Origin of the sequence: Nocardia sp. NPDC051463, from assembly GCF_040681975.1 — a bacterium.
Classification (GTDB): domain Bacteria; phylum Actinomycetota; class Actinomycetes; order Mycobacteriales; family Mycobacteriaceae; genus Nocardia.
The window spans coordinates 91,950-118,022 of the sequence record NZ_JBFBAB010000023.1 but is presented as its reverse complement, the minus strand read 5'-3'; the positions used below and the strand labels follow the sequence as shown (position 1 = coordinate 118,022).

Here is a 26,073-nt window from a genome sequence, read left to right as displayed (position 1 = left end):
CCCCGCAAACGCCACGGCTTCCGAACACCGACCTACATCCTCGACCAGGTACTGTCCAACACTGCCCCTGTTGCATCGACCACGTGAATCCGCCGGCCTGGGCGACCACCATTCGACTACGTTCGATGGGCTCCCAGACCCTGTGCTCGATACGGCAGGAGCTATTGGGACGCGGCGCCGACCACCTGCCGCAGTGGTCCCGCGGCGTCGAACAGCCCGGCGGCCGAATGGCGCCGGGCTGTGTCGAAAAATCGAAAGCCGTCCGGAATCGCGCTACACGACGTCCACCCGCACGCCTGCGGCGCGGATCGTCGCGACAGCGGCGGGATCGGCATCGGAATCCGTGACGAGCACGTCGATCTGCTCGATGCCACAGATCCGGGCCAGCGCGGATCGTTCCAGCTTGTCGGCGGTGGCGACCACCATGACGTAGCCGGAACGACGCACCATCTCGGTTGTCACCCCGGCCTCGTCGATATGCCTGCATTGCGCGCCGCCCTCGGCGGAGATCGCATTCACCCCGAGGATCAGCGAATCCAAGCGCAGCTCGGCCAGTGCGCGCTCGGCCAACGGCCCGTGCAACTCATAGGACTCCCGGCGCGCCACCCCACCGAGGCAGATGGTGCGCAGATGCGGACGCAGCACCATCTCGCCCGCGATATTCAATGCGTTGGTGACGATCGTGAGCTGATCGCCGCCGGCATTCGCCAGATCGGCGCGCCCCGCCAACACCCGCGCCACCGCCGTGGTGGTGGTGCCGCCGTTCATACCGACCACCGCGCTCGGATTAACCAGTGTCGCAGCATGTTCGGCGATCCGCTGCTTGGCCGCGCCGCCGGTCTGCCGATAGCGGGCGGGCAGGTCGTAGGCCACGGTGGTCGCCACGACCCCGCCATGCGTTCTGGTGGCCAGCTGCTGGTCGGCGAGCGCGGTGAAGTCGCGGCGCACCGTCGCCGGTGATACGCCGAGGCGTTCGGCGGCTTCCTCCACCGAGAGCCGCCCCGAGTCGGCGAGCAGCTCGAGCAGCCGATTCCACCGCTGCGGCCGATCTGTCGGTCCGGTCATCTCACCCGATCCCGGTCGAGCGAACGACCTGCTGTTTTTCCAGGCACGCGAACAATATGACCACAGGCACGGTGCCGACCGTAGAGATTCCGGACGGGTATTGCCAAGCCTGGCGACAACCACTCGGCCACCCTCACTCCTTTCCCCGCGTTGCCCGCAGCCCGTCCAGCACGATCTCCACCACCCTATGGACGGCCTCGGCATACGACTCGTTCGCTCGGGTGTAGATCTGCAACGTCATCAGGGCGGCCACATCCTCCGTCCGAATATCCGCGCGCACGGCTCCGGATACCTTGGCCTGCTCGGTCATTCGCTCGACAAGGTCGACGACCGTGCCGCGCACTTCGCGCAGCCTCGGGTCGGCCTGGATCTGCGCGTGCAGCGCCGGCTCGATGGCCGCGGCAAGCCCGCCCACCTTTCGTTCGGCGCATTCATGCAGGAATCGGCGCAGTGCGGGCCACGCGTCGACCTCCTCCTGCCAGCAAGTGGCGGCGGTCTGCGCCAGATCGATGAGGTAGGAGTGAGCGGTCGCGGCGATCAGCGCGTCGCGGTCGGGGAAGTGCCGATACAGCGTGCCGACGCCGACGCCGGCACGGTCAGCGATCTCTTTCATGGACACGTCGATGCCTTGTTCACGGAATGTCACCAGGGTCGCCGCGATGATCTGGTCGCGATTGTTCCTGGCATCCGCCCTTTGCGCCGGGGTCGTGGCACTCACCTCCCACAGTAAGTGGACGAAATTCTTCCACTTACCGTACCCTCTCTTAAGCGGACGAAAATCGTCCGCTTAGGCGGAAGGCGTGGCCATGAATAAAAAGGTCCTGATCTCGGGCGCAGGCATCGGCGGCTCGACGCTCGCGTTCTGGCTGGCCCACAGAGGCTTCGAGGTAACGGTGGTCGAACGGGCCGCAGGAGCGCGCTCCAGCGGCAATCCCGTCGACGTCAAAGGACCCGCGGTCGAGGTGGTCGAGCAGATGGGTGTGCTGCCGCAACTGCGCGCGGCCGGGTCCGAGGTGTCCCGACTGACCTTTGTCGACGGCCGCGGCAGGCGGGTCGCACACATCGACCTGAAGGCCTTTCAGGGGTCGGCCGGCGTGCGCGAAGTCGAGGTGCCCAGAGCCGATCTCGCGAAAATCCTGCTCGACGCGGGCCGCGAACAGTACGAGCTCCGGTGGAACGACACCGTTACCGACCTCGCCCAAGACCCGGCCGGAGTGGACGTCACCTTCGCCGCCGCGCCGCCGCGCCGATTCGACCTCGTCATCGGCGCGGACGGACTGCATTCGGCGGTGCGGCGCTCGACCTTCGGCGAGGCGACCGCGTTCCTCTCACACCAGGGAATCTACGTCGCGACACTTCGAATAGCCGAACCCCTCGGCAGCGACAGGGAAGTGCTCATCTACAACACGCCGGGGCGGGCGCTGGCGGTGCATCCGACGGGCGGTCGGGCGGTTGCCGCATTCATGTTCCGCCATCAGGGCATTCCCGGCTACGACCACCGCGACACCGAGCGGCACAAGCGGACGCTCATCGAAGCGTTCACCGATCAGGGCTGGCGGGTGCCGGAACTGCTGGACCGCGTCCGCGACACCGACGACCTGTTCTTCGACTCCGTCAGCAAGGGCGAGCTGCCGCGATGGTCCGACGGCCGTGTCGCACTGCTCGGCGACGCCGCCTCCTGCGTATCGCTCTTCGGCGACGGCACCACCCTCGCCATCGCCGGCGCCTACACCTTGGCGGAAGCACTCACGGCTGATCCCGACGATCACCAAGCGGCATTCCGGAACTACGAACGGCGGCATCGAGTGGTGGTGGAGCCCAAGCTCAATGGCGTCACCGCCGCGGCGGCCCTTCTGATCCCCGCGACCCGAGCCGGGATCGCGATCCGCAATGCGGCCACCCGGGTGGCGCCCGCGATCACCGCCCTGCGCGGTCTACGGCGACCGGCGGCATGACAGCGGATGGTTCGGACAGGTTGCGGCGTAGCAACTTTCCGATGCCGGTGTGAGGTAGCTCGTCGGCGAAGGTAATGCCCTTGACTCGAACAGAAATCAGTTCAACGCAAGTCCGGAATTGACGAAATACGCTATCTCCTCGCATATCTCATCCAGTGAGATCGCCGAATCCGGCAGTGTGCGCACTACCAGCTCCTGCGCGAGCGAGTTCACCGCACCGATCACCGCCAGCGCGAACAGATCGAAACGCCGCGACTTGGTTTCGCCCCGCTCGACCGCGCGTTCCGCTTCGCTGATCAGCAGGGCCGAAAGCAAGCGTCGCTGACGCCTGCGCCAATCCTCCACGGCCGGACTGACTCCGACCACCTCGACATAACAGACCCGCGCCGAGCGCTGATCGTGACAAGTCACGTCCAGATAGGCTCGGATACCGTCGACGACCCTTGTCGAAAGCGACTCGCCCTGCGCTTTTTCCAACGCTTCCAATGTTCGCTCGACCGCATGCGAGGTAATGCGATTGACCAGCGCGATCAACAAAGCCTCACGGCTGCCCATATCTTCGTAGAAGCTGCGGGTGGAAACGTTGGCAGCGGTGCACAACGGCTCGATCGAGGTCGCGGCATAACCATGGGTGCCGAACAACTCCAGTGCGGCATCGACGAGCCGCTGCTGCCGCTGCGCTACGCGCTGCTCCTTGGACAAGCCGCCGTAACTGCGACCGTCCCTTGGTTCGTCATCCTGCCGTGCCACGCTCCGATGTTACCGGGCGGGCGCGGCCCAACCACGGCGCGGACATCCGGATGACCGGGTCGACACCGGGATATCGACGGGCTCCCGTTGCGGCCTCGCGTCGCGGAGGATCAATGACGCAGCGCCGTAGCAAAAGCTGTAATGCTACGGCTACACGTCATTCTTCTTGCGCTGACGATTTGGGCGTCGGTGAGGCCGTCTGCGAGCAGTGTTGGCCGGCGCGGCGGCCGGGAACAAGCGGGAGTCCGGGGCCGCGGTGCGCACGTGTGTTGTTCGTTCGCAGCGAAGTTGACGCATCCGTGGGGCTTGGAGCTGCTGGGTGCGACCGAGTGTTACCCGGCCGCGGCGATTCGTCACGTGATTCGCTACTTGACGCTGCCAGCGGTCAGGCCCGCCACCAGCCTTTTCTCGATGAACGCGAACAAGATAACCACCGGGATGATGCCGACGGTGGAGATGGAGAAGACATACTGCCAGGCGGTGTCGTACTGTCCCACAAACTTCGTCAGCGCCACCGACAGCGGCTGATTCTCCGGGGTGGTAAGCACAACCAGACTCGCCGCGAACTCGTTCCAGCAGGCAACCACGGTGAAGATCGTCGCGGTGACGATGCCCGGCCACACCAGCGGCAGGCTCACCCTGGTCAGGATCTGCCAGCGGTTCAGGCCGTCGAGCTGCGCGGCCTCCTCGATCTCCACCGGAATCGCGGCGAAGAAGCTGTGCAGAATCCAGACCGCGAACGACAGATTGAACGCGGCATTAACCAGGATCATCGCCAGCCAGGTGTCGTTGATGCCGAGGGTGAAGAACTGCCGGATCAGGCCGGTCACCAGCACGGTCGGCTGCAGCATCTGGGTGACGAGCACCAGCCCGAGGAAGGCCGCGCGACCTGGAAAGCGGTGGCGGGCAGTGTAATACGCGGCCGGAATGGCCACGACGAGCACCAGCACCGTGGCACAGACCGAGATGACGATTGTGCTGACCATATTGAACGGCAGCGGCGTCTCCGGCGTATCCCACATCGTGCGGTAGTTGTCCGGATGCCAGGACTCCGGCAGGTATGTCGGTGGGATGCGCAGGATCTCGGCCCTGCTCTTCAGCGACCCGAGCACCATGACGAGGAACGGAATCAGGAAGATCGCGGCCACCAGCACTCCGACCGCGGTGAGCTCCCAGCGGCGCCGCTTGCCGCGCCCGGCCGTTGGTCCCCGATGCGCTGCCGTGGGCGGGAGGTCGACGCCATCGATACGGATATCGGCCTGTGTCGTCATCGCCTCGCCCTGCCCTCGGTGCTGCTGCGCGCTCATCGGTCGACCTGCTGTGTCGGCTTGACGACCTTCACGTAGATCGCGATGATCACCACGATCAGCGCGAAGTTGAGCACGCTCATCGCGGCAGCGGTGTCGATCTGCTGATTCTGCCGAATCAGCTTGAACGTCAATGTGGTTGTGGTGTCAGCGGAGAAGCCTGCGATGCTGCCGGTGATCACTTGCAAGATCGGCAGCGAATTGAACACATTGATGATGTTGATGATGGTGGCTACCGCGATCGCCGGACGCAGTTGCGGCAGTGTGAGATACCGGTAACGCTGCCACGGACTTGCGCCGTCGACCCGACCCGCCTCGCCGATCTCCGCCGGAATCCCTTGTAGCCCCGCCAGAATCGTGTAGGTGGTGAACGGAATGGAGACGAATACCGCGACCCCCATCGCCACCAGGAAGGCCGGGACCGGCTGCTTGGTGAAGCCGTAACCACGGTCGAGCAGCCCGATGTCGACGAGGAAGCGGTTGGCGATGCCGACGTCGGGGTCGAGCATGTAGTAGAAGATCGTCGTCGTCATCACCACCGAGGCCGCCCACGGCACCAGGATCGCCATTCGCACCGCGGTGCGCCCCGGAAAGTCCTTGTTCAGGAACTGCGCCAATGCCGCCGAGAGCACCAGAGTGATCAGCACGACGCAGACCACCCAGATGACCGTGTGCAGCAGCACCGAGCCCAGTTCACTGATGTCGAACAGATTGCGATAGTTGGCCAGCCCGGCGGAGCCGCGATCCTGGCCGTAGGCGCTCAGGTCCCTGGTGCTCGTCCAGACCATGTAGCAGACCGGGAAGGCGACGATAGCCGCGATCAACACCAGGGCGGGCCCGAGCCACGGAATCGCCCGCAGCCCGCTCGCCCGTCCAGACGGCACCCGGGCTTCTGTGCGCCCCACGCTAGTTCGCGGCTTCCTGGATGCGCTGCAATACCTGCGCCGGGTCCGCGCCCTGGGCGATGGTGCCCATCTGCTGACGGATGGCGCCCTGTGCCGCAGCCCATTTCGGGTTGTTGCTGGGGTAGAACTTGGCCACCGGCAGCGTCGCGGCGAACGCCTTCGTCACCGGGTCACCGGCGAGCTCGGCGGCGGCGCTGTTGGTGATCGGGATGAAACCCTCGTGCTGCACGAAGTTCGAGTAGGTATCCGCACCGTAGAAGAAGTCGAGGAACTTCTTGATCGATTCGGTCTTCTTGCCGTCCTTCTTGAACGCCATCAGATGATCGGCGACGCCGAGGGTGACCGGTTCGCCCGACTTGGTCGGCGAGGGCGCCGTCAGGTACGGCAGACCCGCGTTCTTCGACGCGATCTGGCCGATCGTCGGTGGCAGACCCTCGATCATGCCGATCTTGCCCTGAATGAAGGCGTTGATGACGTCCTTGCGGTCGGTAGCGCCCGGATTAGGCTGTGTCGCACCGGAATCGATGAGTTCACGCATGGCACGGACACCCTCGAGATTCTGCGGAGTGTCCACGGTGACCTTGTCGCCATCGGCCCAGTTACCGCCGGCACCGAAGGTCCAGATGGAGCTTTCGCCCTGGGCCTCCTCGCTACCGAGCGGCAGACCGTAGCCGGAGACGCCGCCGCCGAGCGCCTGGATCTTCTTGGCCGCTTCGGTGAGTTCGGCCCAGGTCTTCGGCGGCGCGGCGACGCCCGCCTTGGCGAACAGGTCGGTGTTGTAGAACAGGGTGCGGGTCGAGGCGAACAGTGGCAGCGCGAACTGCTGGCCGTTGAGCGACGCGTTCTTGGCGAAGCCGGGCTGGATATCCGACAGCACGTTCGGGGACACGACCTCCGAGGCCTCGTAGAGCATGCCGTCACCGGCGAAGCTCGCATAGGCGTCGATGTTCAGAATGTCGGGGGTAGTGGACTTGGATTGCAGCTTGGTCCGCACCACGTCGTTGATCGAGTTCCACGACTCCATCTGCAGGTTCACCGTGACGCCGGGGTTGGCCTTTTCGAAGTCGGCGATGATGCCGTCCCACAGCGCCTTGGTGCCGGTGGCGCCGTCGCTGTAGACGGGAGCCAGGACGTTGATCGTGGAGTCGGAGTCGGTCGAGTCTTTCGAGCCGAACCCACAGGACGCGACGGCGAGGGCGAGGCCGGTGGCCATCGCGATCCCCGCGAGCACGCCGTGGAGTGGTCTTTTCACGAGCAGAACCTTTCAATTTTCACACCCGGCGCCAGCGGACCGCCGATGATGGAGCGAACTATCGACTGACCAACAATCTAGACCTCAGAGTGATCATATGTGACTGTTTTGATCGTAAATTTGACATGAACGATCATCAGGTCGATTCTGTTGTGGTGCCGATCTCCGCTCACCCCGCCCCCGCGACCCATCTGGCCGCCGAGGTCGCCACCCAGCCGGACGACTGGGCGCGCGCCGAAACCATCGCTGCCGAACACCGCGCCGTACTGCCCCAGCGGGGCGAGCGCGTCGCCGTCATCGGCTGCGGCACTTCACTGTTCATGTCCCGGGCCATCGCGGCGCTGCGCGAGGGCTCCGGCCAGGGCATTACCGATGCCTGGCCGGCCAGCGAAGTCCGCAGCGGTCGCGAATACGACCGCTACCTCGTCATCTGCCGCTCCGGCACCACCACCGAGGTGGTCAACGCCATGCGGGAGATCCCGGCCCACATTCCGCGCACCGTCATCTGCAGCAGCCCGGGCACCCCGGTGCTCGAGCTGGGCGATGCGATCCTGATCGACGAGGTCGACGAGCAATCGGTGGTACAGACCCGCTTCGCCACCACCACGCTCGCCATCCTGCGCTGGCATCTCGGCGAGGACTTGAACCCCGCGATCGCCCAGGCCCGCGCCGTCCTCGCCGAGGATCCCGCGGCGGCACTCGCCGAAGTCCGGCACGCCGAACAGATCAGCTTCGTCGGCATGGGCTTCGCGGCCGCCATCGCCGAAGAAGCGGGCCTCAAGCTCCGCGAGTCCTGCCAGTCCTGGACCGAGGCCTACCTGCAGACCGAATACCGCCACGGCCCGATCAGCATCTCCACCCCCGGTCGCGCGGTCTGGGCCTTCGGCCCGTTGGTCCCGCATTTCGAAGCCGATGTCGCCGTCACCGGCACCCACTTCGAACACCGCGATATCGACCCGATGGCAGACCTGGTCCGAGTCCACCGACTCTGCGTCCTGCGCGCTGCCGACCTCGGCCTGGACCCCGACCATCCCCGCAACCTCAACCGCTCGGTAGTCCTCGACCGGTGACCCTGACGCCACCATGACCGACTCTCCGACACCGGCCGGCGGATCGGTGCTGCTCACACCACCAGAAGTGGTTACCCTGACCGAGATGGGAACGGCACACCCCGCAGCAGGATCACCGCGACCGGACGCCGGATCAACCCGGCCCGGCCCGACGGCCGTCGCGCCCGGCGTGGCAGTCGATCCGAGAGCCACCACACCGGATGCCGCATTTCCCGAGGACACGTCGATGCCGGGGCCCGTACTTCCCGAGGATGCCCTGGTGCTCGGCATGGATGTCGGTGGGACCACCACGAAAGGTGAGATCACCGACGCGGCCGGAGTAGTGCTGGCCGCTGCCGTCACCGCAACACCGCGGGGCGAGGCGGCGTTCGACGCCATGGGCGCGCTCGGGGATCGGCTGCTGGCCGAGCTCACGGCACCACAGCGCGGCCGAGTGGCGCGGGCCGCGGTGCTGTTGCCGGGGATCGTGGACCATGTCCGGTCGATTGCCGTGTTCAGCAGCAATGTCGGCTGGCGCGATGTGCACATCGGCGATCGGTTCATCGAACGCTGGCACATGCCGGTGTTGATCGAGCACGATGTCGCGGTGGCCGGTTGGGCCGAATGGCGGTACGGAGCAGGGCGCGACCACGACAACGTGTGCGTGGTCATTCTCGGCACCGGTATCAGCGGAACCCTGTCCGTCGGTGGCCGACTCGTGCGCAGCGAATACGGCCAGACCGGCGAGTACGGTCACATCCCGGTTCGCCACGCGGATGGCCTGCGCTGTCCGTGCGGCAACATCGGCTGCGTCGAGACGGTGGCATCCGGCGCGTCCATCGCCCGCGCCTACACCCGCCGAACCGGCACCGAAACAAAAAGCGCGGCAGACGTTTTCGCACTTCTCGATACCGACGCCGACGCCAAGGCCGTAGTCGACGACGCCATCAGCGCCCTCGCCGATGGCCTGCTCGGCATCATCCATGCCGCCTGCCCCCAACTCATCGTTCTCGGTGGCGGACTGGCCGGCGCGGGCGCCGCCCTCACCGAACCCCTGCACCGCACCATCGCCGAACGACTCCGCATCGTCCCCGCGCCACGGGTGGTCCTCGGTGAATTCGGCGCACGAGCGGGCCTGGCGGGCGCGGCCCTGTTCGCCCGCCGCGGGGGTTTGACATGAAGCACGACAACGCACACCGGACACCGCAGGCAGGAGGCGAACAAGGTCGAGCAGTTGCCGTGGTATCGGCTGCCGAAAGCGTTGCCGCGCTGCATGACTGCGCCATGCTCAGCAACGGAGCCGACGTATGACGCGGCAGGCCCTCGCAGCCGAGTTCGACATTCGCGGGCGGATTGTTTCGACGGCACAGACACTCGACGACGGCGTGGTCTCGGTTCGCGGCGAGCGGATCAGCGCGGTGCGGTCGGTGACGGAATGGGCTGCGGTGCATCCCGATTCGGCCATGCCGATATTCAGCGGCACGGTGTTGCCCGGACTCGTCGACATCCATAATCACGGCGGGTTCGGACATCGGTTCGATACCGTCGACGACGCGCAGGCGCGCGCAGCGGCCGAGTTTCATCATTCGCGCGGGTCGACCACAGTGTTGGCGAGCGTTGTCACCGGTGCCGCGGCGGACATGGTGGCGCAGACGACCATGCTGGCCGGGTTGGCCCAGACCGGAGTGATCGGCGGGATCCATGCCGAGGGACCGTTTTTGTCCTCGGCCCGCTGTGGCGCCCAGGATCCGCGCTATCTGCGCGATCCCGACCTCGAGCTGACCGATCAACTGCTGAAGGCCGCGGGCGGACACCTGCGCGTGATGACGATCGCACCGGAACTTCCGGGATTTCGGGCAGTCGCCGAACGACTGTCCGACAACGATGTGGCGGTTTCTCTCGGGCACAGCGACGCCGCCTTCGATGAGTTTCGACAGTCGTTGCGCCCCAATGGTTTCGGAAGTCTCGTCACGCACCTGGCGAACGGTATGCCGCCGCTGCATCATCGAGAGCCCGGTCCGGTGGCCGCCGCATTGGTCGCCGCCGCGGCCGGTGATGTGGTCGTCGAACTGATCGGCGACGGGGTTCATGTCGACTCCGGTTTCGCCGCACTGGCTTTCGCGACCGCGCCGGGTCGGGTCGCGCTGATCACCGACGCGATGCAAGCGGCGGGCATGCCGGACGGCGAGTACCAGCTCGGTCCGCAGGCCGTGCGGGTTATCGACGGCATCGCCAGAGTAGCCAGTGGATCCATCGCCGGGGGTACTGCTCACCTACTGCAGTGTCTGGCCTGGGCCGTGCGCGAGTGCGGCGTCCCACTGCGCGACGCTGTGATTGCGGCCACTTCCGTTCCGGCCCTTTCCGTCGGATTGGCCGATGTGGGCGATATATCGACCGACCAGTTCGCGGACCTGTTGATAGTCGATGACAATCTACAGTTGCGCCGGGTGCTCAGACATGGACAGTGGTTGACGTGATCCTCACCGTGACAATGAATCCTGCCTACGATATGACCTATCGCGTCGAGCGTTTCGAACGCGGCCAGGCGCATCGGGTCAGGTCCGTCGAGCAGCGCATCGGCGGCAAAGGCATCAATGTGACGCGAGTGCTCAACCAACTCGGAAGATACTCCCGGGCAACGGGTTTCTCCGACCATGCCTTCGCGGCCGCCGCCGAACTGGAGATGCCGGTCGATTTCGTGCACGCGCTGCCGTGGGTCCGGCGCACCGTGGTGATCAGCGAATCCGAGGACGGTACCGCCACCGCCTTGTGGGAACCCGGTGCGCGCGTGTCGAATCCGCATGCCGTCCAACAGCTTGCCGTGCGAGTGTCCGGCCTGCTACCCGATATCAACGGCCTGGTGATTTCCGGATCGCTGCCCGGCGGCGTCTCGCCCAGTCTCCCCGCCGACCTCGCCCGCACGGCCATCGCCGCAGGTGTTTCGACCATCTGCGACGTCGACGGCGAATCCCTACGCCTTGCCGCCCAGGTCCCCGGCGTCATCCTCATGCCGAACACCGACGAACTCGAACGCCTCACCGGCCGAGTCCCGCTCACACCCGACGAGGTCGCGACCGCCGCGCGCCCACTCATCGATCGCGGAGTGCGCGCCATTATCGCCACCCGCGGTATCGATGGCATGATCGCGATCACCGAGGCAGGCTCCTGGTATGCGAATCTCCCCGAACCGATGTCCGGAAATCCTACCGGCGCAGGCGATTCCGCCGCCGCAGCCGTCATCTCGGCCCTCTCGGACGGCGGCGATCCGGACTGGCCCGCCATCCTCATCGACGCAGTCGCCACCGCCGCCGCCGCAGTACTGATCCCGGTGGCAGGCGAAATAGATCGCTGCGCCAGGACCCGGCTCACCCCCACCGTCCACCTCGAAAAGCTAGCCGAGCCCAGTCCGCAGGACTCCTCACCATGAGCTCGAGACACCAGGCTCCCACGACGGCCGGCACGCCACCTCGCCCCGGCCGACCCGAGTTCCAGGAGACCCGACCATGACTCTGACACCTGTCTCCGAACTGATCACCGCCGCACGTCCCGGTGGCCTCGGCGCGTTCAATGTGATCACCCTGGAGCATGCCGAAGCCATCGCGAGCGCGGCTGAAGTAGCGAAACGGCCAGTGGTTCTACAGCTTTCGGAGAACACCGTCAGCTACCACGGCAGCATAGCTCCTATCGCGCTCGCCTGTCTGCGGATCGCCGCGGACAGCACCGCAGCCATCGCCGTGCACCTCGACCACGCCACGTCGTTCGACCTGATCCGCGCCGCCGTCGATCTCGGCATCCGATCGGTCATGTACGACGGCTCCACCCTCGACTACACCGCCAATGTCGCGGCCACCGCGGAAGTTGCCCGGTGGTGCCATGATCGTGGCGTCTTCGTCGAGGCCGAATTGGGTGCGGTCGGCGGCAAAGACGGCGCACACGCGCCGGGCGTGCGCACCGATCCGGACGAGGCGGTCGAGTTCGTCGCGACAACAGGCGTCGACGCCTTGGCCGTGGCAGTCGGCTCCTCACACGCCATGCACACCCGCACCGCCGAACTCGACAACAACCTCATCTCCCGGTTGGCCGCGAAAGTGCCCGTCCCCCTTGTCCTACACGGCTCCTCCGGCGTGCCTGACGAAGGTCTGCGCACCGCGGTCGAACACGGCATGACCAAAATCAACATCGCCACCCGCTTGAACGTCCTTGCCACCGAAGCAATCCGGGCCACGCTGGAGCGGAGCCCCGACGTTTCCGATCCGCGCAAATACCTGAAACCCGCACGCGCCGTTGTCCAGTCCGAGGTCGAACACCTCCTGCACCTGCTTGCCACGTAGGCCGTATCCACCCATCTGCCAGAGCTCTCCACGCCGGCTTTCACTGGCGCGGCAGCCACCCCTCGGCAAGCATCACGCAACCGGGATCCGCGCTCGGTGCCGAAACCACAATGCAGAGCGCGACTTCGATCACTCCGTCAGCCGTTCCACTCTCGGCGGTGCGTCGTCGCAGTTCAGGTGACGTATCCAACGGGAACCGGCGGGGATCGCGACCTCCCCATGCCCGGGAAAGCATGGGCACGCGCATCGGCCGGGCTGGATGATAGGATGAATTGCCCTTAGTTTAGCTAACTATTTGCTCGCCTCGCTTGTGCTGTCTCACCTGATGAAGGAAACACAACTACATGGCTGCCATCCTGCAAATGGGAGAACAGCGCGCCACCGGGACCGTCGAGCCGTCCCGGGCCCCGCACACAGTGCCGGCCCTTTGTGCCGCAATAGCTTTCGCTGCCCTATCCGTCGGCGTCTGGCTGGAATTCCTGCGCCCGAATTGGGAGATGTACTGGCACCAGATCGACCTACAGGTCTATATGTGGGGCGGTTCGACCGCGGCGGCACACCCCGAGCTGCTCTACGACGGCCGCGGGCCGATGGGCCTGCCCTTCCTCTACCCAGTCTTCGCCGCATGGATCTGCGCCGAGCTGTCACGATTCCCGATCAATTACATCGGGACCGGCATCGTGGCCCTCACCATGGCATCGCTGTATGTGAGCGTGTGGAGCACCGCCGCACTCCAGCGGCATCGGCGCGGAACCAGCGTGGTCGCGATGACAATCGCCATCAGCGCCGCCGCGATCTGGATCGAGCCGGTGCAGCAGGCATTTCAGTTCGGTCAGCTCAGCGTGATTCTCATGGCGTTGGTGCTCGCGGACTTGGCCATCCCCAAGGATCGCCGGTATCGGGGCATCCTGATCGGTATCGCCACGGGTCTCAAGCTGACCCCCGCGGTGTTCATCGTCTACCTGCTCATCACACGCCAGTTCAAAGCCGCGGGCGTCGCCATCGGGACCTTCGCCACCACCGTCGCGATCGGCTTCTGGTATCGCCCTGCCCAGGCGTTCGAGTTCTGGACCACGACCACGTCCTCGCAGAACCGAATCGGCTTCGCCTATGTCCAGAATCAGTCGATCAACGGCCTTTTCGGTCGCCTGCAATGGACGACATGGGATAGCAGCGAGGCCTGGCTCGTCGGCGCAGGCTTGCTCGCGATCGCCGGCATTGCCGCCGCCCGCGTCGCCTACCTGCGCGGCGACGAACTACTGGGCGCCCTCCTCGCGGCCACCGTCATGCTGCTCGCCTCCCCGATCTCCTGGACCCACTACTGGGTCTGGATCGTCCCCGCCCTGATATGGATCTTCCACGCACTGCGCAACCGCCCACGCAGCATCCGAATCGGCGTCCCCGCCGCCATCTACCTCTTCACCTTCGCGTGGCCGATGCAGGTCGACCGCATCGGCATGTGGGACCCGGACCTTCCACTCCTCCCGCAGGGCCTGATCTGGTTCGTCCCCCAAACCAACGCCCGCGAATTCCACTGGACCCTCCCGCAATTCTTCCTGGGCAACGCCTACGCCCTCCTGGCCACCGCAGCCCTGCTGGCGGCCATCGCCTATCTGCTCCCCCGTAGCCCTAAAGCCTTCCGATAACACCGGCGTCCCGACAACACCCACGTGACAGCAGACGCGGTCGGGTGCGGATCAGACGTGTCCGCTGCCAGTAGACGCCGCGACGAATTTTCACTGATGGGAAGCCACAGAGCTCCGAAAAGGCGCCGGTTCAGAGCCGCGAAAACGCTGGCCCCGCCGCGAAGAATGCCAGTTCAGGGCGGAGATCGAAACCACGAACGGCAGTCGTCCACAGCACCGGCCGCACACCACTCGGTGATAGACAACGAAAATCGTTTCCGTTAAGTTTGCCCTCCCAAGTCGAGAGCTCAGTGGCGGGCGCGAACGGCAACCGAGATTCGTTGTGGTGCTCATGGACGACACGCACCGACGACGGACTCGTTGACGAACCGACCCACGCTGCGCAGTCAGTGCAGATCAGAGGTAAGGGCTACATGGATAAGTTCACCCGCGCGACCGTTGTTGCTGTGACGATCGCGAGTGCTGTGGGAATCGGGTCCGCTACGGCGACGGCCGCACCCGCAATACCGGACCGGCGCACATTGAGTACCGAGATCGCGCCGGGGGTGCAGTACACCAGTAGCTCGCTGGACCAGTCCGTGGTCATCGAAACCGGGATGTCCACTCTCATCACCCAGGGCGGGCAGTTCCAGGTGCGGGACGCGACCGGCAACACAGTGGCCGGGGTTGCGTCGTTCGCAGTCACGCCGAAAGCGCTGGAAGCCGTCGAGGCGCCGGCACAGGTGAAGGCGGCCGTCCAAGCGGCGACGCCGGACATGCATCTCGACGACATCAGCGCCGATCCACGGACCGAGCGGTTCGACACGGCCATACAGGCCGCCATCAACGAGTTCGATTTGGCCGTCGGGATGGGCACCCTGGCCGGCGGACTGATCGGTGCGGCCATCGGCTGCGGTGTCGGCGCGGTCGCCGGTGCCGTTTTCGGCGCTCCCATCCTCGATGCCGGTGGCCTCACCCTGATCGCGGGCTGCCTTGCCGGTGCCGGCGTCCTCGGCGGATTGGGCGCCATCGTCGGCGCCGGGGTGCTCGGTGTCCCCGTGGGCATTGCCGCCGCGATCAAGTTCCAGAACACCATGAACCAGCCCTACGACGAGGAAAAGCCGGACGCCGACAAGGAGTGAGGCGACCTCCGATGCCGACCGGTGGCGCGGGCGAGGGTTCCCACGCCACCGGCAGGCGGGCGGTGGGTCAGGGCAGTGAGCCACCTGGGCCGGACGGAAAGGTTGGACCGTTGGGTGAGGTGGACCGCTCCCGTTGCCGACAGGGCAAGCCTGCTCGGAGGACTGCCCACGGGGACACCGAGCACCCCGGCGCCGACGATGGCGCCCGACCTCGAGGGTTACCGGGATCGGGCTGTGAGTCGGCTGGGAACTACGCCGCTGAAGTCCGGCGGGCAAAATCGCGCCGCCAGTGCCGCGGCCAGATAGCTCCTGTCGTATCGAACCCCGGTTCCGGGAGGCTGCCGAACGTAGTCGAATGGCGGTCGCCCAGGCCGTATTCGACCGCCATCCGACTACGCTCGGCGAGCCGCCGGAGTGGGTAGCGAGGTGACGGTGGCCGCTCAGGCCAGCGACGACGGGGACGTTCGGATGGCCGCGGTAAAGCCGGCCCACTCGACGTGGCCGAACTCGAGGACCGGACGGGCGTCAGGGAGCCCCTGATACTTGCTGTCGCGGACGAGAATTCGGTCGCCTTCGAATCGGACTTCCACACACGCGGTGCTGTCGTTCGAGTACGACGACTTGAACCAGCCCGGCACGCCATCCATACCGGCCGAGCCTACAGCTCACCGAGTTTGCGCTCGATCAACGTTATCGAATCGTCCCGCGGCAGGGCATGATCGGCGATGGTGTTGGCATACATGGTGCTGAGATGCCTTACCGGCTCGGCGTCTTCGATCAATCCGAGATGAACCAAGGTCTCGGTCCAGCCCACGTCGGGCAGCAGCACGTTCTCGAATCCGAGTAGGTGGAACGATGCGCCGGCCAGCAGCGCACCCCCGGGCGCATCGAACGGGATGACGCGAATGTCCACCGAATCGCGGTGCTCATCGACCATCGAGACCAGATGGCGTAGCTGACCTTTCAAGACCTCGGTACCGCCTGTTCGCTGTGTCAGGGCGGCCTCGCCGACAATGGCGGTGACATTCAACGGTTCCGCGCCGGTCAGCCGTTGCTGACGCCGCATGCGTACCGCCACCCATCGATCGATCTCGACCTGCCGAACGCGCGCGGTGTCGTTGGCGATCACCGCACGGGCGTAATCCTCGGTTTGCAACAGCCCGGGGATCAGGACACTCGCATAACTCCGAATGTTGTGCGCTCCGGACTCGAGCCCATAGAGCCGCGAGACCTCATCCGACAGCAACCCGGCATAGCTCGACCACCACCCGCGTTGCTTGGCGATCTCGCGCAACCGCAGCATCTCGTCGCGTTCGGCGGGGTCGAACTCGAGCAACGACATCAGCCGCTTCAGCTTGTCCTCGGCCAGGATGCGTTCTTTCTCGACCTTCGACCAATATGACAGCGTGAAGCCGAGTTCCTTGGCGATGACCGACGCGCTGACATCGAACTCGCTGCGCCTGCGCTTGATTCGGAGCATGAGTTCCCAGCGGGCGACCGTTGGCGAGAGTGGTGCCATCGACGGATGGTGTCCTTCCAGCTCTAACGATGCGTGGAGATGACCGTACCTCTCAGGAGACTAGATCGATCAGTGGTGAAATCGATTGGTCAACTTGACTTATCGATAGACAAAACCCTAAGCTTCCTGTGTCTCAGATCACAGGCGGGAGCGTTCCAGCCGGGCCCGCACGGCGTGGGATCGAGGGGGGCGCATGGCTGTGCATGTTGTCGGGCGGGCGTGGATGGTCGGGGATCGAACGGCGCATCAGGCGCGGCGGGTCAGCGATGACGCGTGGGTGGTCTCGTATTTGCGAGGCAGGACACTTACCACCGAGCAGGCGACGGCTGCGATTCAGGCGGCGGAGTTTGTTGCGGTAATGGATGAGCTTGCGGCGCGGATGGGGCTCACCGCGCTGGAGGCATTGGGGCTTGTCGTCAACGAAACCCCTTGGGAGACACCGCCATCACGGCAGCGCCATACCGGAATCCGTGGACGGCATCGGCGTTGAGCATTGTCGGCTTATACGGGTAGATCGTTGTCCAGCAACATCATTCGAATGAGGGGGAATCGGCATGGAACCACTGCCATCGAAGGAAATGATCCTGGAAGCCTGCCGCAGCCTGCCGCGCGGCGATCATCCGATCCTGGCATCCGCGCACCAACTGGCGGGGCTGCACGAACGGCGCAGCTACTGCGCGCTGGGCTCCACAGCCGAAATCGACGAGCGGCGAGCGCATTTCGTACTCACCATCGATCGTTGGATCGCCACGGAAGTTCCGCTTCCGCACGGTGGCGCGCACATGCACACCGAGACGGTCGGCACCGTGATCGACAGGATGGCCCAATTCTCCACCTGTGCGTACGCGGCCCTGCGCACCGCACCGGACTGGATCGTCCACGACGCCTGGCAGCGTTTGGCCGAGCTCGCCCTCGGCTACCAGGATCTCGCCTTCGAGGTCTCCGCCGGCATCCGCCGCCTCCCCGACCTCGGCGGCCACCGACCCTACAGCTCCGGTCAGGGCTGGCTCTGAACCACCACCCGAGACCACGGCAGCGCTTCCCGCCACCCCGGCTGTCCGAAAGCCCAGCCCTGCAACACCTTTGCCACGATCTCGTGACCCGACATATCGAACGGGCCGGCCACGCGCGCCGCGAAGTGCCGGTCGGAGCTCCCCTCGCGGAACTCGATCTGACAACTCATGTTGTCGTTGAGATAGATCTGCATGTAGTGCTGTCCGACCGGCTCGGCATCCAACCGATCCACGATCACGAACCGATGCTGCAGATTCATCTCGCTCAACAGATCGAACAATAAGTCCGCAGAGGGGTTTCCCCACGCCTCCCCGCTCGCCGTCTCCACCCGCAACGCCGCATCCATCACCCCGCCGACCCTAACCAGTTCCCCATACTGGCAATACCCAAACATCACCGCAAAACTTTGATCCGCCGAGCCGCTGCTGCCGACCGATATGCACTCCTCGGCCGTGGTCGCTCGGCCCACCTACCGTGCCCAGCGCCCTCCGATCCACCGAACAGGGCATCACCGAGATCCAATCCGCGATACGCGGCAGCCGAGCCCCGCTGTGCCGACCAGGCGGAAAACGCGCTGGAACGCCGCAGAGCTGTTGGCGCGAGCCGGATTCGAGGAGTGCCGGACCGGTGGCTATTCGCCGGAGGCCGGGTCGGGCCAGGCGTGGGCCTCCAGTCGGGACCGGACCCGGGCGACGTCTGTTTCCGAGGGCATTTCGTTGGTGGTCTTGGTGATCATGACCTGGATGTCGGTCTTGTCGGCGGGGAGGTCACCGGTGGCCGCCAATTCGGCGGCTATCTGGCGGACCTCCTCGGCGGAGAGGCGGCGGCGCAGTAGGGCGAGCAACGGGATGTAGTCGGATTCGGGGACACCGTCCGGATATCCGGCCCGCAGCCAGTCGATGATCGCGTGGAGAAACGGCGGCATCGGGCTGGTTCACTCGGTGTCAGGGAAGGGGGTGGCCAGGGGCCAACCGCCTGCGGCGAGGTGCGAGGCAACGCGAGCGACGTCGTGATCGTCGGGCTGCTCCATCGCGAACCGCGTGATCGCCGTCTCGATATCGGCGTGACTGATCTCGGTGTCGGGGTTTTCACTCACCAATGTCTCGGCGATGGCGACCACCTCGAAATCGGTCAGGTGCCGGTGCAACACCGCGAACAGGGCGACGTAGTCGGAGCTGGGGATCCCCTGTGGGTATCCGGCGCGCAGCCAGCCGATGACCCGGCTGAGCACATTCGGTCGCCCCTGCGTGGATTTCGGTTGTTCTGTCACGATGCGCCCTTCAGGCCTGTCCGAACAGGTGGATACCGAATTTGGCGGCGAGGAATGCCTTGGCGGTGTAGAGGATTCCGGTGATGATCGCGGCGATGATCAACCCGAAGCACGCCAGCGCCCCGGCCAGCGCCGGGTAATTGCGTCGGACCGCACCGCCCTCCGCGGTGACCGAATCGGCCACCGACCAGAACCGCACTCCGACGGCGAAGATGATCGGCAAGCCCGCGCCCAGCACCAGGCCGGCCGCGGTCACCTTCCACAGCGAGTTCAGATTCGTGATGAGCGTGTGCACGGTGCTCTCCTCCTAGTGCCTACGGTGGACGACGCTGCGGGAACGATCCACCGGTGCGACTGCTCGCATGCGACGCCCGAGCGGGGCGGGATACAGCGCGTTGGTCGACACGCTTCACACCTGGGCGGAACGGTTGGATTTGGTACCGGGGCCCTCCGACGAGGACGTGTCCGCGGGTGGCGACAACCCGTCCGCGGTCACGCCGCCCGGCTTGCCCTCGGCCGTCGACGAAGTACCCGCCGCGTCGGCCGACGACGCGTCCTGCGCGGTAGCAGCGTCCTTCGCAATGCCGGAATCGGCGACCGGCGTGTCGTCCGCCGCCTGCGCACCGCCAGGCTGTGCGACCGACTCGGCGGCCGGTGTCTCGCCGGGCCATTCGTTGACATTGCTGGTATCGACCGGGTCGCGCCGTGAGCGCAGGTACATGACGGCCGAGAGCGCAATGAGGATCGCGAACACGACGAGCACGCCTGCGAGCCCGCCGATGACGTGCGCGATGGCCCAGCAGATAGCCCCCGCTACACCCGCGAGCGGCAGCGTGAGCAGCCACGCGACGGTCATTCGACCCATCACGCTCCAGCGGACCTCCGCGCCTTTGCCGAGCCCGGTGCCGAGGATCGAGCCGGTCGCGGTCTGGGTGGTGGACAGCGGCAGACCGAAATGGGCCGAGGTGAGAATGATCGCGGCCGACGAGGATTCGGCGGCCAGCCCCTGCGGAGAATCGATCTCGACGAGGCCCTTGCCGAGAGTGCGGATAATGCGCCAACCACCCAGGTAGGTGCCCGCCGCAATGGCGACGGCACAGGCCGCCATCACCCACAGCGGCATCTCGTCGTTCTTGGTGAGGGTGCCGTGCGCGACGAGCGCCAGGAAGATGACGCCCATCGTCTTCTGTGCGTCGTTGGTGCCGTGCGCCAGCGAAACCAGCGAGGCGGAGCCGATCTGACCCCAGCGGAAACCCTGGTCGACTTTGTTCGGATCGGACTTCTCGGTGATCCGATAAACCCCCCAGGTGCCGATCGCCGAAACCAACGCGGCCACGATCGGGGCGAGCACGGCAGGCAGCACGATCTTGGTGAGCACACCTTCCGAACCGGACGCCCAGATCACTCCGCTCCAGCCGAGCGCGGCGATGGTGGCACCGATCAGGCCGCCGAACAGCGCATGCGATGAACTCGACGGCAGGCCGAACAGCCAGGTCAGCAGATTCCACAGAATGCCGCCGACCAGGCCGGCGAACACAATGATCAACAGATCCTGCCCGTCGACGCCCTCGAGTCGGACGATGCCCTTGGCCACCGTCGCGGCGACCGCCACCGAGAGGAATGCACCGATGAGGTTGAGCAGCGCCGACAGTGCGACCGCCACGCGCGGCCGCAGTGCGCCGGTGGCGATCGAGGTCGCCATCGCGTTCGCAGTGTCGTGGAAGCCGTTGGTGAAATCGAATGCGAGTGCCGTGACGATGACGATCAGAAGAACCAGTAATTCGACGGTCACCTCTTAAGTGTGAAGTACCGGCCATCTGAATTGCGATGCGGTTGCCGTCTGCCGGGACTAGATTTCGATCGGTTACCGTAGACCTGGCCTCTACCCTGCCCAAGCGCGAGCAGCCTTCGGCGCAGGGCGGCCCGGCGAAGCGATCATGGATTCACGCATCAGCCGTCCAGGTGTTGCTCGCACCCCCTGCCGAGCGAACCCCTACCTCGTCGATTGCACAGTGGTACACGGCACCGTGACCGGACATGACACCATGCCGAATTTCGGCAGCGGCGCCCGGCCGGACCGCACGCGGGTAGCTCGATGGGCCGTGGTCACAACTCGGTCCACCCTCGGTAGCCCGAGCTCAGGGCAGCGCCGAGATTCCGAACGCCGGCAGGCTCTCGCAACGAAACCGCGGTGCCGTGCGGTCAACGGCTACTCACGGCAGCAGGCCACGAACAGTCTCGATGGTGTCCGCGTCCGCGGGTTCCTTGTCCGGGCGATAGCGAACGACACGGGCGAAGCGCAGGGCGACACCGCCGGGATAGCGCGGACTCACCTGGACGCCGTCGAGCGCGATCTCCACGACCAGCACCGGCCGCAAATACACGGTCTGGTCGTCGCGGGCGCGCTGGTGGCGCGGAAATTCGGCGGTCTGCCACTGCAGGAGCGCGTCGGTGAGGCCCTTGAACGTCTTGCCGACCATCACCGGTTCGCGGGTTTTCGGATCGCGGGCTCCGAGGTGCAGATTCGACAGGTAGCCGGTGCGACGGCCGTATCCCCACTCGGCGCCGAGCACCAGCAGGTCGAGGGTGTGGGTCGGCTTGATCTTCTGCCAGGCGCGGCCGCGTCGACCGGCCGCGTACGGCGCGTTCAACGACTTGATCATCACGCCCTCGTGCCCGGAGGCGAGCGCGCCGTCGAAGTACTCCGCGGCGGCCTCGGGATCCGGCCGCAGCAGCGCCGGAATGCTGTGTTCGACAGCGACTTTCGTCAGCGCCGTGCGGCGCTCGCGCAACGGGGCGTCCAGCAGGTCCTGGCCGTCGAGGTGCAGGCAGTCGAAGAAGTAGGGGTGCAGCAGCAGTTCCCTGGTCGAGCTCACCTCGGCGAAGCGGCTCATCGTCTCCTGGAACGGGCGGGGCCGACCCGAATCGGTCAGTGCGAGGGTTTCCCCGTCCAGCACCACGCTGGTGCATTGCAACCGGGAAACCAGATCGACCAGCTCGGGCACGCTCGCGGTGATATCGCGCAGCGTCCTGGTGAACACCCACACCCGCGACCCGTCGCGATGTACCTGGATCCGGGCGCCGTCCATCTTGTGCTCGACAGTCACCTCCCCGTCGAATTCGGCCACCGCCTCTTCCAGCGAGGCGCCGGGCGAGGCGAGCATCGGCTGGATGGGGCGACCCAGCTCCAGCCGGAACTCGCTGAGCACGTCCTCGCCGCCGGTCAGCGCAGCAATGGCGGTGGCCGGCAGCTGCCCCGACAGCATGTAGGCCCGGCGAACCAGATCCACCGGCACCCGCGCCGCGACCGCGACCGCCTCGCTGACGACCGCGGTCAGCGCACCTTGGCGCAGCTCACCGGTCAGCAGCCGGAGTAGGAACACCTGTTCATCGACGGTCGAGGCGGTCCACAACGCCGTGAGCAGCTCCCTGCGCCGGTTCGCCGAACCCGCACCCGCGATACCCGCCAGCTCGCTGAGCGCGCCATCGACATCCGAAACCGTCAGTGTCGCAGTGTCGCTCGGCGCACCATCCATCGTGGTGAGCGTGCGCCAGCCGGTGCCGATGCGCCCCTGCCGGAGCTCGCCGGAGGCCCAGGCGACCACCGGGGCGAGCTCGTCCGGCGCGGCATCGGACAACAGCCCGGCCAGCGCGGCGATCTTGGTCTTCCGGGACCGCGTCGCGCGGACGGTCTCCGAGGTCCGCACGACATCCGAGAACAGCACCACCCGACGGTAACCCGGGGGTGTGACATATCGCTCAGCTCTACTGCTAATCCACCATTGGCACGACTGCGAAAGCGACCATAAACTGGACAGATGGCCAAGACTTACGTCGGGGCGCGGCTTCGTCAGCTGCGGACCGAACGAGGGCTGAGCCAGGTCTCACTCGCCCAGAAGCTGGAGATCTCGGCGAGCTACCTCAATCAGATCGAGCACGATGTACGCCCGCTCACCGTGCCGGTGCTGCTACGGATCACCGAGGTCTTCGGCGTCGACGCCACCTTCTTCTCCTCACAGGACGACACCAGGCTCATCGCCGAACTCCAAGAGGTCGTGATGGACCAGGAGCTCGGCATCGAGGCCGACACGCAGGAGATCGCCGACATGGTCTCCGCGCACCCGAGCATGGCGCGCGCACTGGTCAACATGCACAACCGCTACCGCAACACCTCCGCGCAGCTGGCCGCCGCGACCGAGGACCGATTCGCCGACGGCTCCGGCAGCGCGACGATCAGCAAACCACACGAAGAAGTGCGCGACTTCTTCTATCAGCGGCAGAACTACATCCACGAATTGGACACCGCCGCAGAGGAACTCACCGCCCGCATCCGATTCCACGGCGGCGACATCAACAACGAGATCGCGCGCAGGCTACGCGCGCACGATGTCCGGATCGTCGAACGCATCGACCTCGGCGAAGGGGTGCTGCACCGGTACGACCCGGACACCCTGCGACTGGAGATCGCCCCACACCTGTCCGGCGGTCAGCGCACCTTCAAACTCGCCGCCGAATTGGCCTATTTCGAATGCGGCGAGTTGCTCGAAAAGCTGGTCGAGGAGGGCAATTTCGTCTCCGAGGACACCCGCAAACTGGCCATGCTCGGCCTGGCGAACTATTTCGCCGCGGCCACCGTGCTGCCCTACACGCATTTCCTCGAGGTCGCCGAGGACTTCCGCTACGACATCGAGCGGCTCTCGGCCTTCTTCACCCAAAGCTACGAGACCATCTGCCACCGGCTTTCGACGCTGCAACGCCCCAAGTTGCGCGGCGTGCCCTTCTCGTTCGTCCGCGTCGACCGAGCAGGAAATATGTCGAAACGCCAGTCCGCCACCGGTTTCCACTTCTCCGCCAGCGGCGGCACCTGCCCGCTGTGGAATGTCTACGAGACCTTCGCCTACCCCGGCAAGATCATGACCCAGATCGCCCAGATGCCCGACGGCCGCAAGTACCTGTGGGTCGCCCGCACCGTGGAGCGGCGGGCCACCCGATACGGCCAGGCCAGCAAGACATTCGCGATCGGGCTCGGTTGCGAACTGCGGCATGCGAGTCGGGTCGTCTACGCCGACGGGATCGATCTCGACGAGGCGAAGGCCACCCCGATCGGCGCGGGCTGCCGGGTCTGCGAACGCGCCAATTGCCCACAGCGCGCGTTTCCGCCGCTGGGCAAGGTGCTGGATATCAGCGAACACCGCAGCTCGGTGTCACCGTACGTTCTCAAGTAGGCGGGTACCCGCCTCACTACATATGGCCCTGATGGCTTCGCCCGCACGTCCCTGCCGGAACTTGTGCGCACCGCATTCGACCCGCTGCACATCGGTTGACACGAGCGTCGCCCCCACCTCGCAATAGCAGTTCGGCTCGTTGCGCAGTCAGGTCGAACAACAAGGCGGCAAACCGATCTCGTATCCGTAAGCGGTAGAACACAAATCGGCCATGGCGCGATCGGACGCCCTGGACCTCATCGGCCGAGCACAGCTGAGGCCCGAATGTTCGAACTCGGGGATATCGACCTGCGGCCCGACACGACAGGGCCGGGCGACATCAGCGAAACCCGATGTCGCCCGGCGGGTCATTTGCTCACGCGGGTTGTGCGCCCGCAAGGTCCGGCACCACGGTTGCGGCCATGCGCTGAAACCGCATACCGAGCATGGTCAACCCGAGCGCGGTGACCAACAGGATGGCCAGTGTCCAGGCGAGCATCGAAAAGCCGTGTGGCGCAGCGACTGCCGCCACGATCGGGCCGAGGGTCGCACCGACGTAGAAGCTGAACATGGCGACCGAAGAGGCCGCGGCCCTGGCTTCCCCACCCAGCTCGCCCGCGCTCTGCAAGACGGCGGGGGCGATGATGCCGAGGCCGCCGACGAGCACCGCGAGCAGCACCGTCAGCACGCCGAGGTGTCCGCCTTCGAAGGTGGCGAGCACCATTGCGGCAGCGGCGACGAGCACGCCGAGCACGATCTGACCCGGCTTCGACAGCCGCGCGAGCGGCATCGCGAGCAGTGGCAGTGCGACCATCACCGGCAGCGCACCGGCCCGCAGGGCGAGCAATTCGCCCGATCCCTCGACGATGCCGGTGAGCTCGATGCCGGTGTAGACCCCGACCATGACCGCCATGCTCAACGCACCGGCGGCGAGCATCGGCAGCAGCGGCTTGATCCGCAGCACCGCGGGAATCGCCGCATAGCTGTGCAGCAGCGGCTTGTCCCGGCCGGTCGGCGCGTCATCGAGCATGACAGCGCGCAGGGCGAGCGCCAGTGCCGTGAAAACGACGGCCGAACCGACGAACATGGTCCGCCACGGGAATGCGGCGACCACGGCCTGCGAGACGATCTGCGCGAGCACCGTCGCGGCGAGGAACGAGGTGGCCACCGACATGGTGACGACGGCGCGGTGCGCGGGCGCGATGCGAGTGGCGACGTAGGCCATGATCGCCGGTGGGATGGAACCGACGACCAGACCCTGCACGATCCGCAGGCCGACCGCGATCGGCGCACTGAACGCCAGACCGGTCAATAGAGTGACCACTGCGGCGGCGATCATGCCGGTGACGAGCACCCGCCGGTGGCCGAAGCGATCCGACAGTGGGCCGAAGAGCACGAAACCGCCCGCATAGCCGAATGCGAAGGCGCTGATGATCCACGTCATCACCCCCGCGCCGACGTTCCAATCGGCCTTCATAGCCGTGAACAGCGGAATCGGTATGTACATCTGGCCGGTGGCCAGCAGGGCGGACAAGACGAAGACGGGCAGTGTGCGCCCGGTGTGCGCGCGTGGCGACACGCTGCGGGTCCGAACGGCAGCCGGAGTACCGGCCGGAAGCTGAAGTGTCGGCGTTGCCATGGCGATGACAGTACGACCGCCATCAAACCTTGTCAACCAAATAGTT

At 65.9% G+C, this 26,073-nt stretch carries 26 protein-coding genes; 11 read left to right on the top strand and 15 right to left on the bottom strand.

The genetic code is table 11. The features are described from left to right. Positions 1-273: 273 nt before the first annotated feature. The gene (locus AB0M74_RS26060) at positions 274-1,065 is read right to left on the bottom strand and encodes a DeoR/GlpR family DNA-binding transcription regulator (RefSeq protein WP_366528917.1); all 792 of its coding nucleotides are present in this window, start codon (positions 1,063-1,065) and stop codon (positions 274-276) included. Positions 1,066-1,198: 133 nt separating this feature from the next. Further along, positions 1,199-1,783, bottom strand: a complete 585-nt coding sequence (locus AB0M74_RS26055; protein WP_366528916.1) for a helix-turn-helix domain-containing protein — start codon at positions 1,781-1,783, stop codon at positions 1,199-1,201. An 88-nt stretch (positions 1,784-1,871) separates the two neighbouring features. On the opposite strand from AB0M74_RS26055, the gene AB0M74_RS26050 reads away from it, so the two are divergent. Continuing rightward, complete coding sequence (locus AB0M74_RS26050; RefSeq protein WP_366528915.1) at positions 1,872-3,020, top strand: FAD-dependent monooxygenase; 1,149 nt, start codon at positions 1,872-1,874, stop codon at positions 3,018-3,020. A 96-nt stretch (positions 3,021-3,116) separates the two neighbouring features. Here AB0M74_RS26050 and AB0M74_RS26045 read toward each other — a convergent pair whose 3' ends face one another. From AB0M74_RS26045 to AB0M74_RS26030, 4 genes are all read right to left on the bottom strand, one after another. Next, positions 3,117-3,770 (bottom strand): TetR/AcrR family transcriptional regulator, encoded by a 654-nt coding sequence (locus AB0M74_RS26045; RefSeq protein WP_366528914.1) that lies wholly within the window; start codon positions 3,768-3,770, stop codon positions 3,117-3,119. Positions 3,771-4,135: 365 nt separating this feature from the next. Beyond that, on the bottom strand, positions 4,136-5,077 hold the full coding sequence (locus tag AB0M74_RS26040) for a carbohydrate ABC transporter permease (RefSeq protein WP_366528913.1): 942 nt from the start codon (positions 5,075-5,077) through the stop codon (positions 4,136-4,138). Beyond that, the gene (locus AB0M74_RS26035) at positions 5,074-5,961 is read right to left on the bottom strand and encodes a sugar ABC transporter permease (protein WP_366528912.1); all 888 of its coding nucleotides are present in this window, start codon (positions 5,959-5,961) and stop codon (positions 5,074-5,076) included. The genes AB0M74_RS26040 and AB0M74_RS26035 overlap by 4 nt, the downstream gene beginning before the upstream one ends. Before the next feature lie 22 nt (positions 5,962-5,983). Continuing rightward, on the bottom strand, positions 5,984-7,234 hold the full coding sequence (locus AB0M74_RS26030; protein WP_366528911.1) for an extracellular solute-binding protein: 1,251 nt from the start codon (positions 7,232-7,234) through the stop codon (positions 5,984-5,986). 125 nt (positions 7,235-7,359) lie between these two features. Between AB0M74_RS26030 and AB0M74_RS26025 the strand changes: the two genes are divergently transcribed. From AB0M74_RS26025 to AB0M74_RS25995, 7 genes are all read left to right on the top strand, one after another. Next, complete coding sequence (locus AB0M74_RS26025; protein ID WP_366528910.1) at positions 7,360-8,304, top strand: sugar isomerase; 945 nt, start codon at positions 7,360-7,362, stop codon at positions 8,302-8,304. Positions 8,305-8,317: 13 nt separating this feature from the next. Beyond that, complete coding sequence (locus AB0M74_RS26020) at positions 8,318-9,463, top strand: ROK family protein (protein WP_366528909.1); 1,146 nt, start codon at positions 8,318-8,320, stop codon at positions 9,461-9,463. A 127-nt stretch (positions 9,464-9,590) separates the two neighbouring features. After that, positions 9,591-10,760: an amidohydrolase family protein gene (locus AB0M74_RS26015; RefSeq protein ID WP_366528908.1), complete on the top strand. Its 1,170-nt coding sequence runs from the start codon at positions 9,591-9,593 to the stop codon at positions 10,758-10,760. After that, complete coding sequence (locus AB0M74_RS26010; protein ID WP_366528907.1) at positions 10,748-11,710, top strand: 1-phosphofructokinase; 963 nt, start codon at positions 10,748-10,750, stop codon at positions 11,708-11,710. Before AB0M74_RS26015 ends, AB0M74_RS26010 begins: the two co-directional genes overlap by 13 nt. Before the next feature lie 76 nt (positions 11,711-11,786). Continuing rightward, positions 11,787-12,614 (top strand): class II fructose-bisphosphate aldolase, encoded by an 828-nt coding sequence (locus AB0M74_RS26005; protein WP_366528906.1) that lies wholly within the window; start codon positions 11,787-11,789, stop codon positions 12,612-12,614. Between the two features lie 344 nt (positions 12,615-12,958). After that, a complete protein-coding gene (locus AB0M74_RS26000; RefSeq protein ID WP_366528905.1) occupies positions 12,959-14,260 on the top strand; it encodes a glycosyltransferase 87 family protein in 1,302 nt (433 codons plus the stop codon). A 413-nt stretch (positions 14,261-14,673) separates the two neighbouring features. Then, complete coding sequence (locus AB0M74_RS25995) at positions 14,674-15,381, top strand: hypothetical protein (protein WP_366528904.1); 708 nt, start codon at positions 14,674-14,676, stop codon at positions 15,379-15,381. A gap of 440 nt (positions 15,382-15,821) precedes the next feature. On the opposite strand, the gene AB0M74_RS25990 is transcribed toward AB0M74_RS25995, so the two are convergent. Further along, positions 15,822-16,028, bottom strand: coding sequence for a DUF397 domain-containing protein (locus tag AB0M74_RS25990; protein ID WP_366528903.1), 207 nt, complete (start codon positions 16,026-16,028; stop codon positions 15,822-15,824). An 11-nt stretch (positions 16,029-16,039) separates the two neighbouring features. After that, positions 16,040-16,900, bottom strand: coding sequence for a helix-turn-helix transcriptional regulator (locus tag AB0M74_RS25985; protein ID WP_366528902.1), 861 nt, complete (start codon positions 16,898-16,900; stop codon positions 16,040-16,042). A 193-nt stretch (positions 16,901-17,093) separates the two neighbouring features. On the opposite strand from AB0M74_RS25985, the gene AB0M74_RS25980 reads away from it, so the two are divergent. Then, positions 17,094-17,390 (top strand): hypothetical protein, encoded by a 297-nt coding sequence (locus AB0M74_RS25980; RefSeq protein WP_366528901.1) that lies wholly within the window; start codon positions 17,094-17,096, stop codon positions 17,388-17,390. A gap of 64 nt (positions 17,391-17,454) precedes the next feature. Next, positions 17,455-17,913 (top strand): DUF4254 domain-containing protein, encoded by a 459-nt coding sequence (locus AB0M74_RS25975; RefSeq protein ID WP_366528900.1) that lies wholly within the window; start codon positions 17,455-17,457, stop codon positions 17,911-17,913. Here AB0M74_RS25975 and AB0M74_RS25970 read toward each other — a convergent pair. The 6 genes from AB0M74_RS25970 to AB0M74_RS25945 all read right to left on the bottom strand — a co-directional run bounded on the left by AB0M74_RS25970 (position 17,898) and on the right by AB0M74_RS25945 (position 22,909). Then, positions 17,898-18,383, bottom strand: a complete 486-nt coding sequence (locus AB0M74_RS25970) for a hypothetical protein (RefSeq protein ID WP_366528899.1) — start codon at positions 18,381-18,383, stop codon at positions 17,898-17,900. The genes AB0M74_RS25975 and AB0M74_RS25970 overlap by 16 nt on opposite strands. A 162-nt stretch (positions 18,384-18,545) precedes the next feature. After that, positions 18,546-18,839, bottom strand: a complete 294-nt coding sequence (locus AB0M74_RS25965; protein WP_366528898.1) for a DUF3349 domain-containing protein — start codon at positions 18,837-18,839, stop codon at positions 18,546-18,548. 9 nt (positions 18,840-18,848) lie between these two features. Continuing rightward, positions 18,849-19,184: a DUF3349 domain-containing protein gene (locus AB0M74_RS25960; protein WP_366528897.1), complete on the bottom strand. Its 336-nt coding sequence runs from the start codon at positions 19,182-19,184 to the stop codon at positions 18,849-18,851. A 10-nt stretch (positions 19,185-19,194) separates the two neighbouring features. Continuing rightward, on the bottom strand, positions 19,195-19,479 hold the full coding sequence (locus tag AB0M74_RS25955; RefSeq protein ID WP_366528896.1) for a hypothetical protein: 285 nt from the start codon (positions 19,477-19,479) through the stop codon (positions 19,195-19,197). A gap of 114 nt (positions 19,480-19,593) precedes the next feature. Further along, a complete protein-coding gene (locus tag AB0M74_RS25950) occupies positions 19,594-20,976 on the bottom strand; it encodes an inorganic phosphate transporter (RefSeq protein ID WP_366528895.1) in 1,383 nt (460 codons plus the stop codon). Positions 20,977-21,397: 421 nt separating this feature from the next. After that, entirely contained in the window at positions 21,398-22,909 is a 1,512-nt protein-coding gene (locus AB0M74_RS25945) for an ATP-dependent DNA ligase (RefSeq protein WP_366528894.1), read from the bottom strand. Between the two features lie 93 nt (positions 22,910-23,002). On the opposite strand from AB0M74_RS25945, the gene ramB reads away from it, so the two are divergent. After that, positions 23,003-24,409, top strand: a complete 1,407-nt coding sequence (gene ramB / locus AB0M74_RS25940) for an acetate metabolism transcriptional regulator RamB (RefSeq protein WP_366528893.1) — start codon at positions 23,003-23,005, stop codon at positions 24,407-24,409. 355 nt (positions 24,410-24,764) lie between these two features. Here the strand turns inward: ramB and AB0M74_RS25935 are convergent, their stop codons facing one another. Beyond that, positions 24,765-26,027: an MFS transporter gene (locus AB0M74_RS25935; RefSeq protein ID WP_366528892.1), complete on the bottom strand. Its 1,263-nt coding sequence runs from the start codon at positions 26,025-26,027 to the stop codon at positions 24,765-24,767. Positions 26,028-26,073 lie beyond the last annotated feature (46 nt).